At 44.3% G+C, this 20845-nt stretch carries 17 protein-coding genes; 8 read left to right on the forward strand and 9 right to left on the reverse strand.

Features of this window, described 5'->3' with window-relative positions:
* Positions 1-23 precede the first annotated feature (23 nt).
* Positions 24-1301, reverse strand: coding sequence for an NRAMP family divalent metal transporter (locus NHN17_RS02525; RefSeq protein WP_255040546.1), 1278 nt, complete (start codon positions 1299-1301; stop codon positions 24-26).
* A 391-nt stretch (positions 1302-1692) separates the two neighbouring features.
* Here NHN17_RS02525 and NHN17_RS02530 point away from each other — a divergent pair, with 391 nt between their 5' ends.
* From NHN17_RS02530 to NHN17_RS02545, 4 genes are all read left to right on the forward strand, one after another.
* The gene (locus NHN17_RS02530; protein ID WP_255040547.1) at positions 1693-5019 is read left to right on the forward strand and encodes an intermembrane phospholipid transport protein YdbH family protein; all 3327 of its coding nucleotides are present in this window, start codon (positions 1693-1695) and stop codon (positions 5017-5019) included.
* Positions 5020-5125: 106 nt separating this feature from the next.
* Positions 5126-5341, forward strand: coding sequence for a YnbE family lipoprotein (locus NHN17_RS02535; RefSeq protein WP_373689531.1), 216 nt, complete (start codon positions 5126-5128; stop codon positions 5339-5341).
* An 18-nt stretch (positions 5342-5359) separates the two neighbouring features.
* Complete coding sequence (locus NHN17_RS02540) at positions 5360-5683, forward strand: YdbL family probable chaperone protein (protein ID WP_255040548.1); 324 nt, start codon at positions 5360-5362, stop codon at positions 5681-5683.
* A 159-nt stretch (positions 5684-5842) separates the two neighbouring features.
* On the forward strand, positions 5843-6793 hold the full coding sequence (locus tag NHN17_RS02545) for a YeiH family protein (protein WP_255040549.1): 951 nt from the start codon (positions 5843-5845) through the stop codon (positions 6791-6793).
* A 469-nt stretch (positions 6794-7262) separates the two neighbouring features.
* Here the strand turns inward: NHN17_RS02545 and NHN17_RS02550 are convergent, their stop codons facing one another.
* On the reverse strand, positions 7263-8564 hold the full coding sequence (locus tag NHN17_RS02550; protein WP_255040550.1) for a Y-family DNA polymerase: 1302 nt from the start codon (positions 8562-8564) through the stop codon (positions 7263-7265).
* A 3-nt stretch (positions 8565-8567) separates the two neighbouring features.
* On the reverse strand, positions 8568-8951 hold the full coding sequence (locus tag NHN17_RS02555) for a LexA family protein (protein ID WP_255040551.1): 384 nt from the start codon (positions 8949-8951) through the stop codon (positions 8568-8570).
* A gap of 338 nt (positions 8952-9289) precedes the next feature.
* Here NHN17_RS02555 and NHN17_RS02560 point away from each other — a divergent pair, with 338 nt between their 5' ends.
* Positions 9290-9700: an SPOR domain-containing protein gene (locus NHN17_RS02560; protein WP_255040552.1), complete on the forward strand. Its 411-nt coding sequence runs from the start codon at positions 9290-9292 to the stop codon at positions 9698-9700.
* 64 nt (positions 9701-9764) lie between these two features.
* On the opposite strand, the gene NHN17_RS02565 is transcribed toward NHN17_RS02560, so the two are convergent.
* The 3 genes from NHN17_RS02565 to NHN17_RS02575 all read right to left on the reverse strand — a co-directional run bounded on the left by NHN17_RS02565 (position 9765) and on the right by NHN17_RS02575 (position 12065).
* Entirely contained in the window at positions 9765-10295 is a 531-nt protein-coding gene (locus NHN17_RS02565; protein ID WP_255040553.1) for a GNAT family N-acetyltransferase, read from the reverse strand.
* Positions 10296-10565 carry a type II toxin-antitoxin system TacA family antitoxin gene (locus NHN17_RS02570; RefSeq protein WP_255040555.1) on the reverse strand — a complete coding sequence of 90 codons (270 nt, stop codon included), beginning with the start codon at positions 10563-10565 and terminating at the stop codon, positions 10296-10298.
* 123 nt (positions 10566-10688) lie between these two features.
* Positions 10689-12065 (reverse strand): MATE family efflux transporter, encoded by a 1377-nt coding sequence (locus NHN17_RS02575; RefSeq protein ID WP_255040556.1) that lies wholly within the window; start codon positions 12063-12065, stop codon positions 10689-10691.
* 214 nt (positions 12066-12279) lie between these two features.
* Here NHN17_RS02575 and NHN17_RS02580 point away from each other — a divergent pair, with 214 nt between their 5' ends.
* Positions 12280-13242, forward strand: coding sequence for a LysR family transcriptional regulator (locus NHN17_RS02580; protein WP_255040557.1), 963 nt, complete (start codon positions 12280-12282; stop codon positions 13240-13242).
* Positions 13243-13280: 38 nt separating this feature from the next.
* Here the strand turns inward: NHN17_RS02580 and NHN17_RS02585 are convergent, their stop codons facing one another.
* Both NHN17_RS02585 and NHN17_RS02590 read right to left on the reverse strand, forming a co-directional pair.
* Complete coding sequence (locus tag NHN17_RS02585; RefSeq protein WP_255040558.1) at positions 13281-14210, reverse strand: electron transfer flavoprotein subunit alpha/FixB family protein; 930 nt, start codon at positions 14208-14210, stop codon at positions 13281-13283.
* Entirely contained in the window at positions 14210-14983 is a 774-nt protein-coding gene (locus NHN17_RS02590; RefSeq protein ID WP_255040559.1) for an electron transfer flavoprotein subunit beta/FixA family protein, read from the reverse strand. The genes NHN17_RS02585 and NHN17_RS02590 overlap by 1 nt, the downstream gene beginning before the upstream one ends.
* Positions 14984-15138: 155 nt before the next feature.
* Here NHN17_RS02590 and NHN17_RS02595 point away from each other — a divergent pair, with 155 nt between their 5' ends.
* Positions 15139-16770 carry an electron transfer flavoprotein-ubiquinone oxidoreductase gene (locus NHN17_RS02595; RefSeq protein ID WP_255040597.1) on the forward strand — a complete coding sequence of 544 codons (1632 nt, stop codon included), beginning with the start codon at positions 15139-15141 and terminating at the stop codon, positions 16768-16770.
* A gap of 58 nt (positions 16771-16828) precedes the next feature.
* Here the strand turns inward: NHN17_RS02595 and rlmF are convergent, their stop codons facing one another.
* The gene (gene rlmF / locus NHN17_RS02600) at positions 16829-17833 is read right to left on the reverse strand and encodes a 23S rRNA (adenine(1618)-N(6))-methyltransferase RlmF (protein WP_255040561.1); all 1005 of its coding nucleotides are present in this window, start codon (positions 17831-17833) and stop codon (positions 16829-16831) included.
* 273 nt (positions 17834-18106) lie between these two features.
* Here rlmF and NHN17_RS02605 point away from each other — a divergent pair, with 273 nt between their 5' ends.
* The gene (locus tag NHN17_RS02605; RefSeq protein WP_255040562.1) at positions 18107-20827 is read left to right on the forward strand and encodes an endo alpha-1,4 polygalactosaminidase; all 2721 of its coding nucleotides are present in this window, start codon (positions 18107-18109) and stop codon (positions 20825-20827) included.
* The last annotated feature ends 18 nt before the right edge of the window (positions 20828-20845 follow it).

The raw sequence follows: 20845 nt of genomic DNA on the forward strand, positions 1-20845 counted from the left end.
TCCTGTCTGTATCCGGCTCTTTTTTACATTAACCACTTCCACCAGATAAACACAGCCAAAAAGCCAAACAGATACGTTAACCCTACCCACGAAAGCAACTTCATTTTCTTTGACCATTGCAACGCCAGCGGTAAGTCGGCTTTTGAAACTAATTGATAGTTAAGCAAGGCAAAGATCGGGGTCGTCATAAAGGCCATTACCATCGCAAAATCAAGCATTGGCATTAATGCTGAACTAAAGAACAGAATGATCCCCATTGCAGATACAGCCATAAACAACATCCAACCATGATGAAAAGCACGTTGGCCAACAGGCTTTGACTGCAATAATGACTGGGCTTCAGCCAACGAACGAGCATAGCCGTCAATCACGGTAATAGTACTACCAAATATGGCAAAGAAAGCCACAACAGCAATAAGGTAGCGCGACCATTCTCCAATCGTTGACGCATACATACTGACTAATTGATGTGAAAAGCCAATACCCGATGTTTTCAATTCTGTCCCATTACCATGCAACACCAGTGCGCCAAGAGATAGGAAAACAATCGCAAGAACCGCCGTACCAATATAGCCGACATTGAAGTCAAACAACGCTGACTGTGGCGTGACTTGCTGCTCTTTACACTGGCTCTTAAGCCACAATGACGTTAGACACGAAATTTCAATCGGTGCAGGCATCCACCCCATCATCACCACAATGAAGCCAATAGAAGCGATAGACCAAGCTGACGGTGCTTCGAAATCAGCAGGAGCCACACTGCCTTTACCTGCAGCAATGACAACAGCCGATAATGTCGCAATAACCAGCACCGTCATAATGATCTTAGATAAGCTATCTAGCGCCTTATAGTGGCCAGCTATCAATATCGCCAAGCAAGAAGTAACGACAATGCCAGATAGGACTGGTAGTGACAGGCTGAACGGTAAAAAGTATCCCAGCAAGCTTGCGCTGAAAAGCAATAATGCGGCCGTGTTAACTACGCCAGAGATCAGACTTAATCCGGTAAAGACCCATAAGTACCCTCTCCCCATACCATCATAACCCTGTACTAGGCTATTCCCTGTTCCCATTGTGTATTGAACGCCAGCTCTAAAAAAAGGATATTTCAAAAGGTTTACCAGCAAAATCAAAGCAGCAAGCTGCCAACCATATATTGCCCCCGCCTGGGTTGACGCGACTAAGTGCGAGCCACCAACAGCGGCTGTTGCCATCATCACACCAGGACCTAGTAAGCGAATCAATTTGCTCAATGAGGTTGGCCCGGCGGTAGACGACTGTATTGGAGAGGTTTCTGACATAATCACATCCTGATGATTTTCTTATATTTGACCTCACTTTGTCTCAGTTTTGTCACAAACAATCAACCTGTCCCAAACAAGCTATAAGATGATTACACCAACTAATCAGAATAAAGTAGATTTATACATCAAAACCATACCCTGAAACTTTCTTGTTATCAGGCAAACCCTTACAAAAAAACAATAAAAAAATCATAGGAATTCAGTAACTTCAAGAAATGACAAAATTTTATCCTAAGCAGAACGAAAAGCTTAAACGCAGTAGAATAAACCTCAAAATTATTAAGCTAGAAGTGTTTGATTTATACAATATTTATCACAGTTCCCAGCACAGCGTTTATGCTTATAAAAGTCATAAAACACTTTTGTTAGTTAGAATTTCAATTGCTATATGAATGACGCTGTAGACAAAAATAACCATCGTTCGCCATCAAAATCAAGCCGCTACCGGTATGTGCGGGTATTTATCTATGCCATGATCTTGGCCGTCTTCTCCATTGTTTTACTCGCTGTGTTCATCCCCCCTTGGTTAGCGTCAAAGGGCGTTGAAATCAATGCTATCTCAGGTATTCATATCGGCAAACGTATTCAAATTGACGAACTATCAATTTCAGTCAACAAAACAGCTATCACTATCAGGCAATTGTCTCTAGAGCACTTTTCAAATGATCAAAGTGCCATCTCTACCTCATCATGGCGGCTACTGTCACCTCATACCGTAGTTCGTTTGGCCCCGAGTATACAGAATGCGATTAAACCCCATGGGGTCTCCATTAATGACATTACATTCAACGATATAACATTTAACTTAACAGATTTATCAGCTCCATATGTTTTTAGCGCACATAGCGAGCAGGCTTCAGTGACAGTAGAAAACACTGTAGGCACGCAGATCCCACAACAGGTTAATGACTTACAGCTTGTTCTGACCACCGATCCCTTTATTACCTTAACCGGTATTATTGATGCCGCTGAACTAAACATCTTTCTACCACAGGATATCGGGCAAAATACCTACCCCATGGCGTTCAACAAAGGACACTTTTCGCTCAGCTGGCAACAAGACAAAACACCGTTAGCCGTGCATATAGACAACCTAACTCCGCAATGGCAAACGTTACTTGATGATTTTCAGCAGCAAGGTAATGACATTGCCCTGACCGTTGATCTTAACCAACCAACTTCCAGCATGCGATTGCTGGCAGAAGAATTACGCTTTGCCCAACCGATAGAGTTACCAGAGTTTTTAGAAAAGCCTGATGACACTCATGAAGGCCTGCACCTTGGCCATGCGATAGCCAATCTAGCCCTGCTGCCTATAAAGCATTTAAAAGTGAATCATTTCACGTATGGCAACTTGATCATGAATGCCAAGCTAGTGCTGGATACCCCACGGGTTAGGGAGAACAGGCCAGACAAACACGCAAAGCTGCATTTACAAGGTAAAGCACTCGGCCCTGACGAGCCCTACGACATCAATGTTCTGATCAAGCACCGCTCTCTTGAGGATGCAGACTTTAAAGGTACGGCTATTGGCCCAAAAGGTAATAAACTTGATTGCAAAGCCGATGTAAGTTTCATTAGCCCTTTACCCAAAGAGTTCCGCTGCGAGGCTAAATTTAAACGAACACGCGATCTCACCGATCGGCTCAAGTTATACGATATCCCGAATGCAGAACTCACCAAACCGATTATTATCACAGCCAAACAGACATCCTTATCATTCAAGGACAACGCACCGTCTAATTCTGCAGCTAATGATCCCTTTCATTTCCACGATGTCGAACATGCCAGCTACGCCATCGAAGTCGCCTTGCCGGAAATGGTCAGTGTGGAACTCAACCGTTTTGCCTTCCAACACGCCGCACTGAGCTCTGATCATTCAAGTGAGACCATCCCTTCCCTTGCATTGCTAGAGCTCAACACAGATGGCGTACTGACTTTTAACACTAATTACCGAAATGGCAATATTGATGTGGGGTTAGATAAAAACAGCGAAGAGCTTCGATTTTACAACCACAGGCTAGGTTATGACATGCAGTTAACTTTCTCGAAGCTTCAGTGCCTGGTGCCCTTTCTCAGAAACGATAGTACATTACAATGTCATGCGAAAAGTGTCATCAATGCACTTATTCCGCAATTATTTCCAGTACCAGAGCTCGCTATGACAAATAGCCAAATCACATCAACCGTGGTAGGCGAATGGACAGACGATCATGTTGAATTGACGCTAGTCGATACTCAGCTCAACATCGATAGAATAGTCTTTCAACATACTGGTGAGTGGATTGAAGCTGATGCTGATAAGGTCACCATTGAAGCTAAACAAATAAATATTGCCCAGGAATTCAGGCAGGACAATATTACCAGGTTATCCATTTCGACCGATGACAAGCACCCTATTACCATAAAAGCCAATAACCTTGACGCACTAAAACTGATCATTCCAGAAGAAACATCTGACGCTAAAATAGCTGCAATCCGCCAGACTAAAAATAGTAGCCAATTACCGGTACAGCGCTATAACGGACAGCTTACATCCGTTTTGTCCAACTTAGCATTCAATATAGAATTGCCGCCAAAGCACCCCATCCTATTCGATGTTAACGCCGGTTATCAAATCCAGTTATCCTTGAATCAAAATAACCAGCGCCTACCCGGGTTAATGACAGAAGGTGTACTTGATATCACCCCAAGCCGGTCCAGGTTCAAAGGCAGTATTTTAAACAAGCGCCATACGACATTGTTTGTCTACACCATCGATTACTTACTGCCTCTTAAGCAAGCAAATATTAAGTTACACCGCAATGATATTCCTTTTTCTAGCAAAAAATCTCTCAAGAAATATTATCTCCCTAAGCTGCCCATAGATCATGACATCACTGCGGGTTCAATAGGCTTTGACGCGAAAATCACAGTAAAAGGCAATCAATGGTCAGGCCAACTTGGGTTATATACAAGAAACTTAAGCGGCTATATCCATAATATTCATTATGCTGATCTCAACGTATCATTTGCTATCGATATGTCCAATCAAGGAATACGCTCGCGTCAGCCTATCAGCTTACATGTCAGTTATTTACATACCGGGATATTACTTGAAAACCTGTATGCCTTGCTTGAGTTCGATACCCAGCAACCGTTTTACAAGCTGCATAGAGCTAAAGCTTACGTCTTAGGAGGAGACATCAGCCTGCACAATGTAACCAGTCGCTCCTTGTCCGATATCCCTCCGGTTCCTATTCGTGTACATGGATTGAAGTTGCCCAAACTCATTGAGGCCATCGAAGCAAAAGATATTGAGATGACAGGGGTTATAGATGGCATATTGCCTTTTGGCGTTGAAGATCAAGCCCCTGTTATTCAGGCGGGGAAACTCCATGCTCGTTACCCGGGTGGGCTCCTAAAATACAAAGAAGGATCAGCCATTGATCAGAATGTCGAGGCAGCCAGTGAGAGTAGCTTGCTCGTGGTTAGTAAAATTCTCAAAAATTATAACTACCACTCACTGATTGTTAATCTAGACTATTCTAAAGAAGGTCAATTGAGTGCCAGATCACATTTTAAAGGGAGAAACCCTGATGTTTTATCCGAACGCCCAATAAATCTGAACCTTAGTTTAGAAGAAAACATTCCAGCTTTGATAAAAACACTGAATATGATTAATTCAACGAAGCTGGAAAATATGTTCTTAAAGCAGATTGGTGTGGATAAGTAGCTTTTTGCGCTTGAATTTAACAAATCACATGGCTGGACGAGCCTATCGATTCTATGCTGCTACAAAGCAGTACGTTAGGTATGAAGTCCACAGAAGGTTGTAACCAATGGATATCCAACTTAAGCTGTTTTATATACCATTTTTTATCACCCTATTTTCGGTAATGTCTCTGACGGCACTATCAGGTTGCACTCCGACGGTACAAGTTACCGCTTCAGAAAAGCCGATAGAAGTTAATTTGAATGTCAAAATAGAGCACGAGATTCGAATTAAAGTTGATAAGGAAATCGATGAGTTGTTTAATGATGACGATGTTTTTTAAGGCAGCAGGGAGTATGCCATGACACGAGTACTGCTCTTCCTTCTATCGTTCTTTATCGCGTTTAGTGCATTTGCTCTCAACCTTCAGCAGGCTAAGGATCAAGGTCTGGTTGGTGAGGCAAACACTGGGCTGATTGCTCCTATTACCGCCCGCCCGTCCCAAGAAGTCAGAAGTTTAGTTGCCGAGGTTAATAAGCGGCGAACAAATACCTTCAAAAGAATTTCGGTCTCCCACGGCTTAACGGTTAAAGAAGTTGGTCATATTGCTCACAAAAAAGCGATAGAAAAAACCTCTTCAGGCAACTACTACCAAGACTCTTCAGGTCAGTGGATCAAAAAATAGCAGCCCAGAGTCGATATATTTCCTGCCCTTTATTCTGTCTACTCGATACCACTAAGCTATTGGTTAAGCATTTCTTAACCCCGGCATAAAAAGATTATAATCTTCCTTATACCACTTTAGACATATACTCCTGCCACGTTTTGTTCATATGTAATAACAATGTCTACAGTTCAACCAAATTTCAGCAAACTGACGCCAAAATACGGTATTTTCATCACAGCAGCGCTGCTATGCCTACTACCGGTTGTTAGCTCGCCTATCGCCTTGGTTCTTGGCTTCACCCTCGCTACTTTCGGAGTTGTCCCTACCCAGTTCAATTTAGCTGCCTTAACCAAGAAGCTGCTTTCGTACTCCATTATTGGTTTAGGTTTTGGTATTCAGCTAGATCAAGCTATCGAAGCCAGTAAACAAGGTTTTGGGCTTATCGTGGCATCTATCTTCTTTACGCTGGTACTGGGTTACGTATTCACTAAATTGCTACGCATTGAACAGAAGACTGGCCATCTGATTGCATCGGGTACTGCGATTTGTGGAGGAAGCGCGATTGCGGCTGTTGCACCGGCCATTAACGCGAAAGATGATCAAACGTCATTGGCACTGGCAACCGTATTTGTCCTCAATGCTATTGCATTGTTTATCTTTCCGGTGATCGGTCATTTCTTTGAGATGAGTCAACATGCGTTTGGTACTTGGGCCGCAATTGCAATTCATGATACTTCATCGGTTGTGGGTGCAGCTGGTGCATATGGCGATGAAGCATTAAAAACAGCCACAACATTGAAGCTTGCCCGCGCACTGTGGATTATTCCAATCGCGTTTCTCAGTGCCTTGATGTTTAAGGGCAACAGTAAAAAGGTTGGGGTACCATTTTTTATTCTATTTTACTGTATAGCGATTGTTGTGGCTTATTTGCTACCTAACTTCCAGCCTTTTTATAGTGCAGTATTTTCATTATCTAAACGTCTCTTAGTGGTATGCCTATTTTTGATTGGTTCTGGCATCACGATCCAAAAACTGCGCGCTGCGGGTATCCAACCACTATTGTTGGGTGTGTTGCTTTGGGTATGTATCGGCAGCAGTTCCTTTGCATACATCCAATTTTTTAGCTAAACCATTACCGACGAATACTGACAAGAAAGGCCTACTCCTAAGAAGCCGGTTAATACCATTGTGGTTTACCGGTTTTATTAGCTTTCGTTACGGTGTAATGTCTATTCGGTTAGACTTATTGTTAATATGCTTCAATTCCTCATGAAATTCAGCACTTTTCTTTACGCCCTTCATGTCTCTCTCTTTTAGGTTATTTCGTCGACTATTTTGATTTATCCGCCTAACTCCAAGGCACAAAATGATGATGAATGCGGCGAAGTCTAATACAGCACTCATCAGCCCCGAGGTAAACGATGAGGCGATCAGAATGCAACTCACAATCCCTATCCAAACAAACATTCATAACCTCTATCTTTAACAACCTAAGTAGATACAGGTAATTATTAACTAATTGTCTAAATTCAGAAATTCGCTTTCACTCTATGACATTCGGTTTTGTTATATATCTAGCCGAACGGGTACGTTCCCTTCAACACTTTGCCACCTGCAACTCATCCAGCCGTGTTGTCCAGCGATTGGAACGAAATGCTTGACGCATATGCCAGTTGGTTGAACCAATCACTGAAGCCGGCTTAACGCCATTTTTAAATCTGGCGTTCATTTGATCGGTAATGGCCATTAAGTCTCGCCGTTTCACCTCTTCCAATACACTACTGTCGAACATATCAAATTGAAACTGATCATTATTGGCATCGGTCACCCCCTCTAAGATCACCCCTATCTTCTGATAGGCATAACCCGGGCGATAAGCGGACTTCAACAGCGCTATGGCCGTATCAAGGAATCGATAGCTATCTTGGCTAGGGCACATAAGCTCTTTCGCACAACTGATATTATGCTGTGGTAAGTCTTTATAGCGGTTTGTCCGAAGAAACACACTGACAACACTGGCTTGACTGTGCTGACGGCGAAGTTTTTCTCCGGCACGCTGACAATGAAAAGCAAGCGCAGCGTTCAAATCACCTAAATCCGTCAAATCGGTGCCGAAGCTACGGCTGGATAATATCTGCTTGCGCTTTTCATCTATATCCCCAGGCTCTATGCACGCGACCCCTTGAAGCTCAAGTACGGTTCTGGCTAGCCCAACATTCCACAATCGGCGCATATCCGCTGGGTTTTGCTCTGATAGTGCAAGGGCGTTAGCAATACCGCTGGTGTGTAAACGTGTCGCCGTTTTTGCCCCGACTCCCCATATATCTTGCACCGAGCAACGCTCTAACAGCCAACGACGCCGTTCTTCATTGTCAATTTGAATAACACCTTCGACCCGCTGTTCGAATTGCTTTGCAGCATGGTTACCCAGCTTGGCCAACGTCGGGCTAGCCCCTATCCCGACCCTGACAGGTAACCCCAAGTGGGTGTAGACGGTATCTCGAATGTCTTTTCCCATTTGTGTCAGACCATCCAATTTAAAACCATCTAATCGTATAAAGGCTTCGTCAATGGAATACTGCTCTACATGGGGGGAAAAGCGATGCAATTCTTCGATAAAGCGACGGCTCATATCAGCGTAGAGGGTATAGTTGGAGCTCCGGACCTCAACCCCCATCTTTCGTGCCTCCCGTTCAATTTTGAACCAAGGCGCACCTCGCTTGATACCTAACGCTTTGGCCTGTGGTGAAAGAGCGACACAGCAACCATCGTTATTCGAAAGGACAACAAGAGGTTTATTAACTAATTTAGGGTCAAAGATTTGCTCACAGGCACAATAAAAGCTTTTAACATCAACAAGCGCCCAAACCTGACCACGATACCCATCTAATGCCGCCATGGCTTACTCCAGTAGGTTGTGAACATTGCGTGTCACCACCCCAAAGATTTCTGAATCTTCAGGCATCGGGAATGGCTGAAAGCTGGGATTTTCTGCCACTAGCCACCATGCTTGCTCATGGCGCATCAACCGCTTACAAGTAAATTCATCATAAATACGGGCAATCACAATTCGCCCAGGAGATACGGGCTCAGCCCGGTCGACGACCAATAGATCACCATCGTAAATCCCAGCGCCCATCATTGAGTCACCCGATGCCTTTAGAAAAAAAGTCGCATTGGGGTTTCGAATCAAATAACTTTCTAAATCAAGTTCTTCTTGATGACCATCAGCAGGTGACGGAAAACCGCATTTAACACCTTCAATAAAGTAAGGAAATAGCTCCATCTCCATCGCTCCCAAAGATACTGTGCATATATACAGTATAATGAAATATAGTTAGAATAGTCACACCTTAGTTTCAACTTTAGAGGTAACTGAAAATAGAATCATCAAACGAGCTGTTTTCTATACAACGTCAAACGCATAGCAAGAATGCGCGGGCCCCTATTGGTTGGACGGTGGTTTTTTAATCAACTATTGCTGCGTTCTTCGGCAAACACACTCTACACATCGAGTAATGTCAAACAAACACTCATCAATGTTGATAAAATTGTCGTTAATAAAAATTAAAAGATATATCCAAGATGCTGGATATAAAGGTTATTCACCAAGGAGTTTTTTCGATGCAAAAGATTTTTGCAATGCTAGTCGTACTTCTGCTGGCCGGCTGTTCTACCACTGAAAATACACACACTGATAGCCAATGTATTGGCCAGATGACCACTGAAGAAGCCTATGGCCACCTCAACCCTGAGCGCTTCACAATCCAGGTGCTTGCTCTGACTGAAGAGCGTCAAGCTGATGTTAGAAACTACATTAACCATATCCAAGGCCAGCAACCTATTTGGGTTAACTGGAAGAAAAGTCAAAGTGGTCGCTGGTATGCGGTGATTTATGGGGATTTCGAAACAAAAGAAGAAGCCAAGTCCTTAATAGACCGCCTTCCAGAAGAAGTCCGCCAACAAGGTCCGTTCATCCGAAGCTTTGCCGAAGTACAAAACGACAAACAAACTGACGTATTCCGTTTACGTTGATTAGATCAAGCCGGAGCAATCACTCCGGCTTTTTTACGCTTATTCAACGTCGAGCAGACTAGCTTCAATCAAACAGCTGACCAACGGTTTTCATCGGGATAAACATCCTGACCCTACCATTGTGCTCACACAATACTTCAAAACCGTATTTGGTATAGAAAGATTCTGCGTCTGGGCTCAAACAATCCACCACTATGGCGTAAGCTCTCATATGCGCATTAACTTGCCATAAGTACTTTAACGCTCTAACGAGACTCACCTTCCCCAAACCGTGACCATGATATTCATGATGAACGGCTAACTGGGCTAACAGAAATACGGGGATAGGATATTTTGGGAGCTTTTTTGCCATTACTGCAGGTAATGTATCGCGACAAATTGAGCTTGGCGCAATGCTGTAGAAAGCACAAATCGGTAATTTTTGGTTTGGAAGCGGAAGTAAGGCAGGTAGTACCATTGTTCGGCTAATACCTGCCTGCATGTGCTTCGCCGCTTGGGTCTGTATAAATATGTTGAGCTCCGGCTCTCCACAATCAAACGAGGCACGATCATGTGATTTTTTATCAAGCTCGATAAATTCTTTGGACCAACTCACTTACTTAAAGCCCTTTTCATCAGCAAAATTAATTGCATCGAGCAATGCTTTATTCGGTGACTTCGCCTTATCACATGCTTCGACAAATCGGTCAAATGCATCATTATCAAGGGTGATACTTTCATGATTTGCGATTACTTGGGTCGCATCCTCATCCATTAGACGAACCACATATTCAGTTAAACTTTTCAGCCCCAATAATGCTGAGGCTTTCTCGGCTTTAGCTTTAATTTCTTCATCTAAACGCAAGTCTAAGCGCGCTGTTGCCATATGAACCTCCTTCTATACGGAAGTGTTCCGTACAAGAAAAGTATAACCTGTCATCGTCAGAACGGCAATTCGTACGGAAGACTTCCGTACGAATTATCTATGGGCACATTAGGGATATAACGCTTAGGATGACATCACCGTTGACTCTTGCTCGATATAATTGCCTTCATATTGTCCCTCCAGCTTTCGTAGCTCACGCAGCAAGATGAACAACAGCATTAGCCCTGTCGCAGCTAACCCAACGGCTATTCCGCCCCACACGCCTTCCAAACCGAACTTGTGCATTAATAGCCAGGCTGCCGGAAGGCCAATAAGCCAATATCCAATCACCGTGGTTACCGTTGGCGTTTTAACCACTTTCATTCCACGCAAGATGCTGATTGCTGCCAATTGCCAAGCATCAACAACAAAGCAGGCAGCGACCATGATCATCACGCCAGGCAGAGCGGCAACCAATTCTCCAGCTAGAGTATCGCCTTCCACGTTAAAGACGACGGTAAGAAACTCGGGATTTGCAATCAATAAGATCCCAAGTAATGTACTGGTTATAGTCACGAGTATTAAACCTTGTTTAGCATAATACTTAACTATCTCAGGCTCTTGCTGGCCAACATGCTGACTCACCAATATAGAAGCCGCCTGCGACAGGCCAAATGCCACATTCCAAGACAGGTTCAAACACTGCATCGCAATTTGATGAATAGCTAACGACACCGCACCCAAGGTACCCGCCAATAATACCGCTGTAGAAAAGAGCGCATGCTCCATCAGGGTCGCAATCATAATGGGTACCCCAATTGCCAGCAAAGGTACGAGGATCCCCAAACGATACTCATGCCAATGGGTTAACGGGTTATATTGACGGTACTTATTGCGGGTGAAGACCCAGTACCCATAACCAAGCATGACGATGAAGGCGGCTAACGCAGTGCCATAACCTAAACCTGCTAATCCCATCTGCCAATGAAATGCAATCAAATAACTGAGTGGAACATTTAAGATGACAGTTACGATTGACATCACCATGACTGAACGAGTATCGCCAAATGCACTAACAAGGCTTCGTAACACCAACAAAATCAAAGTAGGTAACATCGCCCACTTAAGTGCATCGAGGTAATCGACGGCTAGGACAATAGCCTCTGGATCTTGGTTTGCTTTAAGCAGCAAGCCATCCATCAAGAAGAATAGTGGTAACAGGGTCAGTGTCAGGATAACGGAAAGCAACAGTCCACTCTTGAGTGAAATGCTAACTTCGGCATCTCCTTTGTCTGTGTCTTTCAGTCTTTTGCCATAAGCGATAGCAATCAAATTCGCCACACAACCTACGGTGCTACCTGCAACAGTAAAGATGATCGAATACACAGCAGCACCAAGGCCACCACCAGCAATAGCAAGAATGCTCATCTGCGCCATCATCCAAACATCAGTAAACACCAACAATTGCGCAACCAGCTGAGAGATAATTAGCGGGATAGCTAAGCTGATCAGTTTTTTCATTTTTCACCACAAACACTAAGCATTGCAACACAGAGAGGAATATCAGTAGTGATGAAAAAGAGGCTTAACAATGTGTGATAGGCATCAAACTACTGAATTAGAGACTTTAAGATCTTCAGGTTTGTGTTTCAAACGACATTTATAGTACCTTTGCATTCATAAAACTCATGCGAACACAATTCAACCGTTTCCATTTACGTTAAAAGGATAGTCGATGAAAAAAAGACATAGCCTACTGCCGCCATCTTTAAACGGGTTACGGGTTTTCGAAGCGGCAGCTCGTCACTTAAGCTTTACTTTGGCAGCTGACGAACTCAATGTGACACAAAGTGCTGTCAGCCGCCAAATCAGGCAGTTAGAAGAACAACTTGGGTTTAGTTTGTTTATTCGTCATCACCGTTCGCTCGAACTCTCACAACAAGGAAAGGAAGTCGCGTTATTACTCACTCGACAATACAGCGAATTGAACCAAACCATCCGACAGTTGAAAGCCAAAGAAACCGGCACCTTGAGAGTACAGGTTGCAATGAGCTTTGCGGTCCGTTGGCTTATCCCACGTTTGCATTCCTTTAAATCACTCAACCCTGATGTCAATATTATCTTGTCTTCAAGTATGGGACACAGCAATGAATTGCTGCAATTAGAGGAGGATGACTGTGATATTGCGATATATAACGTCCCTGAGGTGACCAAAAGTAGCAATATGCTCACTTTCTTCAGAAAAGAATACCTCGCCCCCGTATATTCAGAGTTATTAACAAAAACAGAGCGGCCAATCTCTGTCGATGAGCTCATCACCAACTACCCGCGATTACACCCAACACCTGACCAATGTGACTGGCGCGAGTGGCTCGCCCGCAACAACCGGTCAGAGCAAGTCAATAAAGATGGATTAACGTTCAACACATTAGATATGGCGTTAACATCGTGCTTTGCAGGCCAAGGTGTAACCATTACCGATCTAATGCTAGTCGTACACGAGATTCAGCAAGGCTATTTAAAACTACCGAACTTAGCAACCATTGTTACCAATAGTACTTGGCAATATTATTATCAAACCGTTAGCAAAGGTGACACTGTCACTCGATTTATCGATTGGATGGTTCAAGAAGAAAGAAAAGACATGGCCGCGCTAACCCACATGGCAGATCTGCACGGCTGGAAAATCATTGATTAACAGCTATCGATACAAGCGTTTAGCTTGCAAGCCATCGTTTACACCGAGTCAATGAGTTCAGGTAAAATATCAAACAAATCACCGACTAATCCATAATCCGCAATATCAAAGATTGGCGCTTCTGGGTCGCTATTGATCGCCACAATAACCTTGGCATCCTTCATTCCCGCGAGATGTTGAATAGCACCCGAAATGCCCACTGCAATGTATAACTCCGGTGCGACAATCTTACCGGTTTGCCCAACCTGAAAGTCATTGGAAATATACCCAGCATCCACAGCCGCCCTTGAGGCTCCTATTGCGCCATCAAGTTTATCTGCAAGCTGCTCTATTAACCCAAAGTTCTCCTTGCTACCAAGCGCCCTGCCTCCTGAGATTACAACGCGAGCAGCGGTGAGTTCAGGTCTTTCACTTTCAGACACTTGTCGCTCAACAAACTCACTCAAATCATTACCTATAGCAATGTCTACCCTTTTTTGTTCCGCTTGAGTATTGCCCAAAGAAGCAGCATCGAATGCTGACCCACGAAGGGTCATCAATACTTTACTATCACGACTGCGTACTCTTGCGAGCGCATTACCGGCATATATCGGACGAATCACTGTGTCTTCACTTTCAATTGTAACGACATCAGACAGCACCCCCACGTCCAACAATGCTGCGACCCTAGGTAGGAGGTTTTTACCAAACGTTGTTGCCGGTGCAACAATATGGCTGTAATCCTTGGCAAGCTCGGCGATCAACTGTGCACAGTTTTCAGCAAGTTGATCTTTATAATTAAGGTTATCGGCAACAAGGACTCGAGTGATACCACCAATGCTTGAGGCTTCTTCAATGACCGACTGGCACTGGCTCCCTATAACCAATACATCAATGCTTTGTTGTAATGTGGATACTGCCCCGACAGACTTGAGTGTTTCCCCACCCAGACGGTGATTATCATGCTCTGCAATTACTAGAATCGTCATCAGATCACCTTTGCACTGTTTTTGAGTTTATCGACAAGCTCGGCAACAGAATCGACTTTTATCCCCCCAGCTCGCTGCGTTGGCGCTAATATTTCGATAACCTCTTGATGATTCTTTATTTCGACCCCCAACGCTTCAGGGGTTATTACATCAAGCGGTTTCTTTTTTGCTTTCATGATATTGGGGAGGGATGCATAACGTGGTTCGTTCAACCGTAAGTCTGTGCTCAGTATCGCAGGTAACGTTAGGCGAAGAGTCTCTAGTCCTCCATCGACTTCTCGTGTCACGTTGATTGATTGCCCTTCCTTATTTGTGACATCGTCACCTTCAACACGGACCTTTGATGCAAATGTCCCCTGAGGATAGCCCAATAGCGCTGAGAGCATTTGCGCAACCTGATTATTGTCAGTATCGATCGATTGCTTACCTAATATAAAGAGTTCTGGTTGATCTTGCTTTACCAGCGCCGCTAATAGTTTCGCAACAGACAAAGGTTCAACCACTGCATCGGTTTCAATATGTATTGCTCTGTCAGCACCCAGCGCCAAGGCAGTTCTGAGTTGTTCTTGGCAAGCGGCCTCACCGGCAGAGACCACAACAACTTCATCAGCATGGCCAGCCTCACGAAGGCGAATTGCTTCCTCTACCGCAATTTCACAGAACGGATTCATGGACATTTTGACATTGGCGGTTTCAACACCTGAGCCATCACTTTTCACCCTTACCTTAACGTAAGGATCAATGACACGCTTAATCGCAACATACACTTTCACAGGCACATCCTTATCAAACCAAGGCGGCTAAGCCCCGTAATTGACGTATTCTTTGAGCCTAGTTGAGTTTACGTTTACGTCAACTGGACTATATTTTAACCAAGCGCAGTACAGTTAGGGATTAAAGCATGAGTTCAGAGCAGCAAAGAGAAAGCATGTCGTTTGATGTTATTATTGTCGGTGCTGGCCCCGCCGGACTGTCTGCAGCCTGTCGACTGATGCAGCTTGCCAGTGAAAATGAACGCCCATTATCAGTTTGCGTTGTAGAAAAAGGCGCTGAAATCGGAAGCCATGTTCTCTCAGGTGCACTATTCGAACATAAAGCGCTGGATGAACTTTTTCCTGACTGGGAACGCATGGGGGCACCACTGCACACCGCGGTGTCCGACGATAGATTTTGTTATCTCACTAATGAGTTCAACTACATCACCGTCGCTGACCCACTGGTACCCGAAACCTTACAGAACATAGGTAACTTTGCTATCAGCTTAGGTAACCTCTGCCGCTGGCTAGCTAAGCAGGCTGAAGAGCTAGGTGTCGAAATTTTTCCTGGGTTTCCTGCCAGTGACATACTCTACAATAGCCAAGGTATAGTGGCGGGAGTCGTCACCAAGGATATGGGGCTTGATAAGCAAGGAGAACATAAATCCACTTTCGAGCCCGGTATTGAGCTCAAAGCAAAGTACACAATTTTTGCTGAAGGATCTCGAGGGCATCTGGGTAAGCAACTCATTAAGCAGTTCCATCTCGACCATGGCAAGCAACCTCAACATTATGCCTTAGGACTAAAAGAGTTATGGGAGATCCCAGCCGAACACCATCGTCCCGGTCATGTTATCCATGGCGTCGGATGGCCGCTGAGTCAAACTGGCACCACTGGTGGCAGTTTTCTCTACCACCTTGAAAACAACCAAGTCGCCGTCGGGTTGATTGTCGATTTGAACTATCATAATCCTTACTTAAGCCCCTTTGATGAATTCCAACAACTCAAGCACCATCCACTATTTGCCCAGCATTTAACCGGTGGCCAACGTATCGCTTATGGTGCTAGAGCCATCACCAAAGGCGGCCTGTCATCCCTACCGCGGCAACAGTTTCCAGGCGGGCTGTTAATTGGCTGTGATGCGGGCACTTTGAATATGGCGAAAGTCAAAGGCAGCCATACCGGGATGAAGTCCGGTTTGATTGCCGCCGAGGCAATTTTTCATGAATTAGAACAAGGGTTTCACCATACAACACCGGGTTATGACAAAATTTTCTGCCAGTCTTGGTTACACAACGAACTGCATGAGTCACGAAACTTCGGGACGGTGATCCAACGCTTTGGTACATTACTAGGTGGAACCCTAGCTTCTATCGAACAGAAATGGTTTAGAAAGTCCTTCAAATGGACACTGGAAGACAATAAACCAGATCATGAATGCCTAGAGCCAATAGCTAACCACCAGCCACTCAGCTATTCAAAACCTGATGGTATACTCAGTTTCGATAAAGCTTCTTCAGTATTCCTATCTGGAACACAGCATGAAGAAAACCAGCCCTGTCATTTAAAATTGGCTGATGACGCTATTCCGATCAACTTTCATCTCGAGCGTTATGATGAGCCTAGTCAACGATATTGCCCTGCTGGCGTTTACGAAATCATAGAAAAAGACGGTAAAGCGGCATTTCAAATCAATGCCACCAACTGTGTACATTGTAAGACCTGTGATATCAAAGACCCTTCCCAGAATATTACCTGGATACCGCCAGAAGGCGGTGGCGGGCCTAATTATCCAAACATGTAGAGCAGCAAACAGTATTTCGCCTCTCCCCAAATAGCTTCGCGCTATTTGGGGGGCGGCATTATTTAGACCAACGGGTTTTACGCCATATGTCCTGTTGTTCGGCAGAAAGGAATGTCCATGCAACAACCCGAGTGAGCTTTTGTCCCTGCGCCATGTCGATCGTTTTAACCTCAGTTGCTCCGACCTTTTTTAGCTGCTTATAAATCAAAGACAAATTGTCTTTCTTCGACACTAACGTGGTAAACCAGAAACACTGACTTCCCTTGCCCACACTCTGGTCAATCATACGCTTAATAAATGCGGATTCTCCGCCGGGACACCATAGCTCGGCTTTTTGACCGCCAAAATTCAAAACCGGCTTTTTACCTTTCATCGCATTTGCAGAATGGTGCGAGCCTTTCTTTTGCGAGTTAGCAGCAAGGTTTTTCACTTTACGGGCACTGCCTGCCATGGCTTCTTCTAAAGAAGCATGAAACGGAGGGTTACATAAGGTGAAATCAAATAAATCGCTATCGTTAATCATACCGGTAAAAATATGATCTGGATTTTTCTGCAGCCGACATTGAATGCCGCCTTTCAATGAAGCATTTGCTTCAACGATAAACTTGGCAGATTTGATTGATATCGGATCTATGTCGACAGCCGTAAAATGCCAACCATATACACGATGGCCAATGATTGGATAAACACAATTTGCTCCGCTTCCGATATCAATACCCTTTATCGCTTTTCCTTTTGGTATCTTGCCACCGTTGGAATCTGCCAATAAATCGGCAATATAGTGCAAATAGTCAGCCCTTCCAGGGATCGGAGGGCAAAGAAAGCCAGCGGGAATATCCCAATAAGAAACCGAGTAAAAGTGGCTAAGCAATGCACGGTTCAGCATTTTAACGGCGTCAGGGTCACTGAAGTTGACCGACAAGTCACCGTAGGGATTCTTCTCTACAAACTGTGATAATTCCGGACAGCTCTGAATCAGCTTGTCAAAATCATAACGGGCTCGATGAGGGTTTCGTGGGTGCAGCCCCTTATTCGGCGCTTTCTGCTTATGTTTTTGTGCCATATCGCTTTCTTTATAGAGTTTTGCTCGGCATGAAGCCAAAAAGAGGAGTATCGTACTTGAATCTGCCCGACCATGGAACCGTCATATTTTTCAAACTGGCTGTTTTTTGAACTGATAACCAGACTAAAAACGCAATATGCAACCTATCACTTAAAAATCTTGTGACAACTTCAATAAAAAACTATACATTTTCATAATCTTAACTTTACTACTACATATTAAGCATTAACAATGCCCTTAAGGACTGTGAATAGCTAAGGGAAGAGGTGGGACATGGATGTTATCAAGCGCACGTTGTTTATTATCGTATTACTGCTGCCTATTCACTCAGCAAACGCAGGGCAGTCCGTCGCTTTTTATTATAACCAAATTGACTCAGTTCGAGAGCTTATTAACTACGACCGGGTTGTTGTCACCCCTAGCTTGATCACCGATAAGCAAATTAAAACCCTACAAAAGGCAGAGACACAAGTTTTCGCCTACCTCAGTGTCGGTGAATACGACGGTGAGGCATTACCCAAAAGCCTTACTGGGCTCTCTCCGCTCATCAATCCAAATTGGTCTAGCCATGTCATGGATTTATCGGCTACCGCATGGCAAGAATATCTGACTAATCAAGCAAGCACTCTTACTGGTCGTGGGTTTGACGGTATCTTCCTTGATACGCTAGATAGCTATACTCTTTTTGCCTCGTCACCTGATGAAACAAGCAAGCAGCAAACTGCACTCGCTAATACCCTCGATGCGTTGCATGCACTTCCGGCCAAACCTCTTCTGATATTTAACCGGGGTTTCGAAATACTCGACCAGATTCGTTTCAAGCCCTATGCGCTAGCCGCCGAGTCAATGTATAACAGCTACGATCCACTCGCAGATAGCTACCAATTAGTACCTGAATCTGACCGCCAATGGTTAACAGGCAAACTGGAAGAAGTAAAAAAGGCGGGGGTTGAAGCCATTGTCATTGACTATTTGCCAGCCAGTAACCGAGACGCCCAGAAACGAGCCGCCAAACGCCTGATCAACGAAGGGTTTACCCCTTACATCAGTGACGGTTTACTGTATGAGTTCGGTGTTAGTACAATCGAACCCATCGCTAAGCGGGTTCTCGGTTTTTATGACGGTCAATTTGGCCGTATGGTGACATCACAGTGTCACCGAATGATGTCGATGCCTATTGAGTATTATGGCTATGTGCCAGAATGTGTAGATATTCGCACAGCTAACTTCAGCACTATTGATATCAGTCGTTATGCGGGTTTCTTTTTTTGGTTAGAAGAAGCAAGCTACCAGCAAGTGCCTAGCTTACAGTCTTGGGTTAATACTGTAATCGGTAAGCGCCCTGTTTTATTCCTCAATGCGTTACCCACCAATAGAGCTATTCTGGCCAAGCTGGGGATTGCCGATAAAGGTAATATATCCGGCAACATCACCCAACAACAAGGTCAAAACTGGACCCAGCAATTTTACCCTGCGGCATATAGCCAATTTGAAAAACACACCATTTGGCAGCCTACACAAATCGGTGTGAGCAGTGAAATTACCTTTGGTAACGAAGCTGGCCAAACCACAACAGCACTGTTCAAAGCACCTTGGGGAGGTGCTGCATTATCCCCGTTCCCAGTGACACAACTGGCCAACGGAAGAATTAGTTGGAGTATTGACCCTTTCAGATTATTAGACAATACATTGAAGTTAACAAAAATTCCCGCAGCTGATGTAACAACTGAAAGTGGGCTTCGCATACTGACTAGCCATATTGATGGTGATGGATTTCCATCCAAAGCTTGGTTCACAAATAAACCTTATACCGCAGAAGTCTTATACGAAAATATTCTTAAACAATACTCACTCCCTCAAACGGTATCGGTCATTGAAGGAGAGGTTGGACTCCGTGGCCTATACCCTGAGCAGAGTCCGCAGCTAGAAAGAATTGCTAAAAATATATTTAAACTACCTAATGTTGAAATTGCTTCGCACACCTTCAGCCATCCTTTTTTCTGGGACTTAAATAACACCAGTAAAACAAAGGATCACTTACCCATACCTGGTTATACCATTGATTATTACAATGAAATCATTGGTAGCACTGAATATATCAATACGACACTTTCACCGAGTACCAAAAAGGTCAAACTTATTCTTTGGTCTGGAAATGCCGATCCGACAGAAGAGGTCATCGCCATTGCCGAGCAGGCAAATTTATTAAATGTAAATGGCGGAAATACATACGTTGTTAGGGGAAACAAAAACTTTACTCAAGTATCACCCACCATTGCTTGGTATCCTTCCGGGGTGCAAGTTTATGCTCCGGTTCAAAACGAAAACCTCTATACCAATCTTTGGACTGAGCATCACGATGGTTACAGTCGCGCGGTTGAAACTTTTGAAATACTAGGCACCCCACGTCGCTTAAAAAGTATTAGTATTTACTACCATATGTACTCAGGTGCTTATCCAGCCTCACTCAATGGCTTAAAGAAAGTTTATGATTGGGCTGTTAAGCAACAAAGCACCCCCTTGTACTTAAGTGAATACGCCCAAAGGGCGCGAGCACTGTATGAGACAGGGGTTGCTCGAACATTGGATGGGCAATGGCAAATAGCAACAACTGGAGTCGCAAGTATCCGGCTGCCTGATTCATTAGGCTACCCACGCGGAAATCAGTTTGCAGGTTGGAACTCAGGGCCCGATGGCAAATTTATGATCCTTAAACAGCCAAAGACCCGCTTCACAACTAACGGTTCACCAGACAGTGCACTTCAGCTCAAAAGTGCAAACGGCAAACTGGTAAATTGGGAAGTCAAGAACAACGTTATTGATTGGGGTGTTTCCGCACACATGCCATTAAAAATGGTGATAAGAGGCGCCAAAAGCTGTAAGCGTATTGATGGCCCTAGATTAACGATAAAACGCAGTGCAAAAGGACAAATAGAATTAGCAAGCCCTAAAACAGGGGAGCTCAAGGGCACTATCCAGTGCCAAGTGCTATAACGCGAAAGGAATATTAAG

Source organism: Photobacterium pectinilyticum (genome assembly GCF_024357955.1).
Lineage (GTDB): Bacteria > Pseudomonadota > Gammaproteobacteria > Enterobacterales > Vibrionaceae > Photobacterium > Photobacterium pectinilyticum.

Excerpts from the sequence above, each read along its gene's own strand:
- rlmF (WP_255040561.1), bottom strand. The coding sequence starts at position 17,833 with ATGGCACAAAAACATAAGCAGAAAGCGCCGAATAAGGGGCTGCACCCA.
- NHN17_RS02525 (WP_255040546.1), bottom strand. The coding sequence starts at position 1,301 with ATGTCAGAAACCTCTCCAATACAGTCGTCTACCGCCGGGCCAACCTCA.
- NHN17_RS02530 (WP_255040547.1), top strand. The coding sequence starts at position 1,693 with ATGAATGACGCTGTAGACAAAAATAACCATCGTTCGCCATCAAAATCA.
- NHN17_RS02560 (WP_255040552.1), top strand. The coding sequence starts at position 9,290 with ATGCAAAAGATTTTTGCAATGCTAGTCGTACTTCTGCTGGCCGGCTGT.
- NHN17_RS02535 (WP_373689531.1), top strand. The coding sequence starts at position 5,126 with ATGGATATCCAACTTAAGCTGTTTTATATACCATTTTTTATCACCCTA.
- NHN17_RS02545 (WP_255040549.1), top strand. The coding sequence starts at position 5,843 with ATGTCTACAGTTCAACCAAATTTCAGCAAACTGACGCCAAAATACGGT.
- NHN17_RS02580 (WP_255040557.1), top strand. The coding sequence starts at position 12,280 with ATGAAAAAAAGACATAGCCTACTGCCGCCATCTTTAAACGGGTTACGG.
- NHN17_RS02585 (WP_255040558.1), bottom strand. The coding sequence starts at position 14,210 with ATGACGATTCTAGTAATTGCAGAGCATGATAATCACCGTCTGGGTGGG.
- NHN17_RS02550 (WP_255040550.1), bottom strand. The coding sequence starts at position 8,564 with ATGGCGGCATTAGATGGGTATCGTGGTCAGGTTTGGGCGCTTGTTGAT.
- NHN17_RS02540 (WP_255040548.1), top strand. The coding sequence starts at position 5,360 with ATGACACGAGTACTGCTCTTCCTTCTATCGTTCTTTATCGCGTTTAGT.
- NHN17_RS02595 (WP_255040597.1), top strand. The coding sequence starts at position 15,139 with ATGTCGTTTGATGTTATTATTGTCGGTGCTGGCCCCGCCGGACTGTCT.
- NHN17_RS02570 (WP_255040555.1), bottom strand. The coding sequence starts at position 10,565 with ATGGCAACAGCGCGCTTAGACTTGCGTTTAGATGAAGAAATTAAAGCT.
- NHN17_RS02605 (WP_255040562.1), top strand. The coding sequence starts at position 18,107 with ATGGATGTTATCAAGCGCACGTTGTTTATTATCGTATTACTGCTGCCT.
- NHN17_RS02555 (WP_255040551.1), bottom strand. The coding sequence starts at position 8,951 with ATGGAGCTATTTCCTTACTTTATTGAAGGTGTTAAATGCGGTTTTCCG.
- NHN17_RS02575 (WP_255040556.1), bottom strand. The coding sequence starts at position 12,065 with ATGAAAAAACTGATCAGCTTAGCTATCCCGCTAATTATCTCTCAGCTG.